This window comes from Streptomyces sp. NPDC046759, from assembly GCF_040645475.1.
Lineage (GTDB): Bacteria > Actinomycetota > Actinomycetes > Streptomycetales > Streptomycetaceae > Streptomyces.
In genome coordinates, this window is the sequence record NZ_JBEYYJ010000072.1 from 1 (window position 1) to 5723 (window position 5723).

1 protein-coding gene is annotated in these 5723 nt (G+C 75.3%); it reads left to right on the forward strand.

Annotated elements, in window-relative coordinates; genetic code table 11:
• On the forward strand, positions 1-5723 hold a 5723-nt coding region (locus ABZ919_RS41390), incomplete at both ends, for an SDR family NAD(P)-dependent oxidoreductase (RefSeq protein ID WP_361259467.1).

The window sequence follows — 5723 nt, forward strand, 5'->3', positions numbered from 1 at the left end:
TTCCATTCGCCGTTGATGGATCCGATGCTGGAGGAGTTCGCGCAGGCCGTCAGTGGTCTGGTCTTCGACGAGCCGCGGATTCCCGTGGTGTCGAATCTGACCGGTCGCCTGGCCGAGTCGTACACGCCCGAGTACTGGGTCCGGCACGTCCGTGAGGCGGTGCGTTTCGCCGACGGCATCGAGACCCTGCATGAACTGGGCGTGACCACGTTCGTGGAGATCGGCCCCGGCGGCGTCCTGAGCGGCATGGCGCAGGACTGCCTGGACGAGGCCGTCACCGTGCCCGTCCTGCGCGCCGACCGCCCCGAACGGCAGGCCCTCGTCACCGCGCTCGCCGAACTCCACGTGCACGGCGTGCCCGTGGACTGGCAGGCGCTCTTCCCCGGCGCCCACCGCGTCACTCTGCCCACCTACGCCTTCCAGCGCGAGCGCTTCTGGCTGGAAGGGGACGAGGACCCTGCCGCCACCACCCCGGCCGACGCGGCGGACTCCGGCTTCTGGGACAGCGTGGAGCGCGAGGACGCGGAGTCCCTCGCCGCGACGCTGGGCGTCGGTGTGGACGCCTCGCTGAGCGCGATCCTGCCCCGGCTGTCCGCGTGGCGCCGTCAGCGCCGCGAGCAGTCCGTGGTCGACGGCTGGCGCTACCGCGTCACCTGGAAGCCGCTCGGCTCGCTCCCACAACCCGGCACGTCCGGGACCTGGCTGCTCGTGGTGGCCGGGGAGAGCGAATGGACCGCCTCGGTCCGCACCGCGCTCGGCGAGCGCGGCCTGGAACTGACGACGCTCGTCGCCGGGCCCGGCACCGACCGCGGAAAGCTGGCCCGCGAGCTGGCCGGCGTCGGACCGGTGACCGGCGTACTCTCCCTGCTCGCCGAGGACGAGAGCGCCTCGCCCGGCCACCCCGGCCTGTCGCACGGCCTCGCCGCGACCCTCTGCCTGGTGCAGGCGCTCGGCGACGCGGGCGTCGACGCCCCGCTGTGGTGCGCCACACGCGGCGCGGTGGCCACCGGCCGCGCCGACCGTGTGGAGCGCCCGCTGCAGGCGCAGGTGTGGGGCTTCGGCCGGGCGGCGGCGCTGGAGCACCCGCAGCGCTGGGGCGGACTGCTCGACCTCCCCGATCTGCTGGACGCCCGTACCGCGGCCCGCGTGGCCGCCGTCCTCGGCCAGGTGGCCGAGGACCAGGTGGCGGTCCGCGCCTCGGGTGTCTTCGGACGCCGGCTCGTCCGGGCCGCCCGCACCACCGGCCCCACCCAGGGGTGGTCGCCGCGCGGCACGGTGCTGATCACCGGTGGTACGGGTGCGCTGGGCGGGCACGTGGCCCGCTGGCTCGCCGGTGCGGATGCGGAGCACCTGGTGCTCACCAGCCGCCGGGGGCTCGACGCCCCCGGCGCCGCCGGCCTCAAGGCCGAACTGGAGGAGGTGGGCGTACGCGTGACCGTCGCCGCCTGTGACGTGGCCGACCGCGAGGCGCTGGCCGCGCTGCTCGCCGAGCACCCGGTGAACGCCGTCGTCCACGCCGCAGGCGTCGGCGACCACGTCATGATCGAGGACTCCGACCCGGCCGGGTTCGCCGCAACGGTGGCGGCCAAGGCGGCCGGCGCCACGCACCTGGACGAACTGCTGGCCGGCCGGGAGCTCGACGCGTTCGTCATGTTCTCCTCGGGCGCCGGCATCTGGGGCGGCGCGAGCCAGGGCGCCTACGCGGCGGCCAACGCCTACCTGGACGCCCTCGCCGAGCATCGGCGGGCACGCGGGCGCACCGCGCTCGCTCTCTCCTGGGGCGGCTGGGCCGAGGGCGGCATGGCCGGCGTCGGCGACGGGGAGGAGATGCTGCGCCGCCGCGGCCTGCCGCCCATGCGGCCCGCCCTCGCGCTCTCCGCGCTCCAGCAGGCGCTGGCCGACGGCGAAACCGCGCTCACCGTCGCGGACTTCGACTGGCAGCGGTTCATCGGCCCGTTCACCGTCGCCCGCCCCAGCGCCCTGTTCTGCGACCTCCCCGAGGCACGCCACGCCCTGGAGGCCACGGCCTCCGGCGGCGCGGAAGCCGCCGGCGCGCTGGCCACGAAGCTGGGCGGGTTGCCGGCGGGCGAGCAGGACCGCACGCTGGTGGACCTCGTCCGCACGCACGCGGCCGCCGTGCTCGGCCACGACGGCGCCGCGTCGGTGGAACCGGACCTGGCGTTCAACGACCTCGGCTTCGACTCGCTCACCGCCGTCGAACTGCGCAACAAGCTCTCGGCGGACACCGGCCTGAGGCTGCCCACCACCCTGGTCTTCGACTACCCGAACGCCACGGCCCTGGCCCGGTTCCTGCGCACCGAACTGCTCGGTTCCCAGGGCGCCGACCGGCAGGAGCAGCGCAGCGCCGCCGCCGGCGACGAACCGATCGCGATCGTGGCCATGAGCTGCCGCCTCCCCGGCGGCGTCGGCTCGCCCGAAGACCTGTGGCAGCTCGTGACCTCCGGTGGCGACGCGATCTCCGGCTTCCCCGAGGACCGCGGCTGGGACGTCGATGCCCTCTACGACCCCGACGCGGGCACCCCGGGCAAGACGTACACGCGCGACGGCGGCTTCCTGTACGAGGCGGGCGACTTCGACGCCGCACTGTTCGGCATCTCGCCGCGCGAGGCGCTCGCCATGGACCCCCAGCAGCGGCTGCTGCTGGAGGCCTCGTGGGAGGCGTTCGAGCGCGCCGGCATCGACCCGGCCTCCTTGAAGGGCAGCCGCACGGGCGTGTTCGTCGGCATGTCCTACCAGGGCTACGGCGCAGGCCTCCCGCAGGTCCCCGAGGGCGTCGAGGGCCACCTGCTCACCGGCAGCGCCGCGAGCGTCGTCTCGGGGCGCGTGGCCTACTCGTTCGGCCTGGAGGGCCCGGCCGTCACCGTCGACACGGCGTGCTCGTCGTCCCTGGTCGCCCTGCACCTGGCCATCCAGTCGCTGCGCGGCGGCGAGAGCACGATGGCCGTCGCGGGCGGTGTGAACGTCATGGCCGTACCGGCCGCGTTCGTGGAGTTCAGCCGGCAACGCGGGCTGTCCGCCGACGGCCGCTGCAAGGCGTTCGGCGCCGGGGCGGACGGCACGGGCTGGGCGGAGGGCGTGGGAGTGGTGCTCGTGGAGCGCCTCTCCGACGCCGTGCGCCACGGCCACGAGGTCCTCGCGGTCGTGCGCGGCAGCGCGGTCAACCAGGACGGCGCGTCCAACGGCCTGACCGCGCCGAACGGTCCGGCGCAACAGCGGGTCATCCGCCAGGCCCTCGCCTCCGCCGGGCTGACCGAGGCCGATGTCGACGCGGTGGAGGCCCACGGCACGGGCACGACGCTGGGTGACCCGATCGAGGCGCAGGCGCTCCTCGCCACCTACGGGCAGGACCGGCCGGAGGACCGGCCGCTGTGGCTGGGCTCGCTGAAGTCCAACATCGGTCACGCCCAGGCGGCGTCCGGTGTGGCCGGTGTGATCAAGATGGTGATGGCGATGCGTCACGGCGTCCTCCCGCGGACCCTGCACGCGGAGGAGCCGACGCCGCACGTGGACTGGTCGGCGGGTGCGGTGCGGCTGCTGACGGAGGCCGTGGACTGGCCGGAGACGGGCCGGCCGCGCCGGGCCGCCGTGTCGTCCTTCGGCGTGAGCGGCACCAACGCCCACACCATCATCGAACAGGCACCGATGGCCGAACCGGCCGCCGTCGCACCGGTCGACGTCGCCCCGGCGACCGTGCCCTGGGTGCTGTCCGGCAAGTCCGAGGCCGCGCTGCGCGCCCAGGCCGGGCGCCTGCTGTCCCTCACCGCCGACGGCGCCGAACCGTCCCTCACCGACGTCGGCTTCTCGCTGGCCACCACCCGGGCCGCCCTGGAACACCGCGCCGCCGTGGTCGGTGCCGACCGCGACCGGATCGCCGAGGGCCTGCGGGCCGTGGCCTCGGGTGCGCCCGCCCCCGGCGTCGACCGCGGCCGCGCCGACGCCGGCCAGGTCGGGTTCCTGTTCTCCGGGCAGGGCTCGCAGCGCATCGGCATGGGGCGGGAACTGTACGAGGCGTTCCCCGTCTTCGCCGAGGCGTACGACGAGGTGTGCGCCCACCTCGACCGGCATCTCGACCGGCCACTGCGGGACGTGGCCTTCGGTGAGAACGGTCACGAGGACGGCGAGGAGCTGCACCGCACCGCCTTCACCCAGCCCGCGCTGTTCGCGCACGAGGTCGCCGTCCACCGGCTGCTGGAGTCGTGGGGTGTGCGGCCGGACTACCTGGCCGGGCACTCCGTGGGCGAGATCGCGGCCGCGCACGTGGCCGGGGCCCTGTCGCTCCAGGACGCGGCCGCACTGGTGACGGCCCGTGCCGCGCTGATGCAGGCCCTGCCCAAGGGCGGGGCGATGATCGCCGTCCAGGCCAGCGAGGACGAGGTGCTGCCGCACCTCACCGACGGCGCCGGCATCGCGGCGGTCAACGGCCCGCAGTCCGTCGTGGTCTCCGGGGCCGAGGACGCCGTGGCGGCCGTCGCGGACGTCTTCGCCCGGCAGGGCCGCAAGACCTCACGGCTCACCGTGAGCCACGCGTTCCACTCGCCGCTGATGGACCCCGTGCTGGAGGACTTCGCCCGCGTCGTCGACGGTCTGCGCTTCGAGAGGCCCCGGACACCGGTCGTCTCCAACCTCACCGGTGAGCTCGTCGACGCGTACACGGCGGACTACTGGGTCCGGCACGTCCGCGAGGCCGTGCGCTTCGCCGACGGCATCCGGACCCTGGGCGAGCTGGGTGTGACCACGTTCGTGGAGACCGGCCCCGGCACGGTGCTGAGCGCCATGGCCCAGGGCTGCCTGGACGGCGCGGTCACCGTCCCCACCGCACGGTCCGGCAGCCCCGAGCCCGAGACGATCACCGGCGCCGTCGCGCGGCTCCACGTGCACGGCGTCCCCGTCGACTGGCAGGCGTTCTTCGCCGGCCGCGGCGCCCGGCGGGCCGACCTGCCCACCTACGCCTTCCAGCACCAGCGGTACTGGCTGGCGGCCACCGCGCCCACGGCCACCGCCGTCGCGGGGACCGACGCCGTGGAGGCAGGGTTCTGGGAGACGGTGGAGCGCGAGGACGCCCAGTCCCTCGCCGTCACCCTCGACGTGCCCGCCGAGCAGCTGGACGCGGTGCTGCCCCGGCTGTCCGCGTGGCGCCGGCAGCAGCGCCGGGAGTCGGCCGTGGAAGGCTGGTCCTACCGCACGGGCTGGAAGCCGCTGAGCGGCCTGGGGGCGCACGAACTGCCGGGCGACTGGCTGTTCCTGGTCACCGACGACATCGAGGACACCGAAGCAGCGGAGTGGGCCGCCGCGGTCGCCGACGGGCTCGCCGCCCGCGGGGCCCGGCTGCTCCGGGTGGCGGTCGACCCGGCCGCCGACCGCGCCGCACTGCTGCGGCAGCTCGGCGACGCGGTCCGGGAGACCCCGGTCGACGGTGTGATCTCCCTGCTCGGCACCGACGAGCGGCCCCACGACGTACACCCCGCCCTGTCCGTCGGCACCGCGCTGACCCTCGCGCTCGTCCAGGCCCTGGGCGACGCGGGTATCGACGCCCCGCTGTGGGCGCTGACCAGGTCCGCCGTGTCCACCGGCCGTGCCGACGCGGTGCCGAGCGCCGCCCAGCACGCCGTCTGGGGACTGGGCCGGGTGGCGGCGCTGGAGCACGCGCAGCGCTGGGGCGGTCTGATCGACCTCCCGGACACGGTCGACGAGCGGGTCGCCGC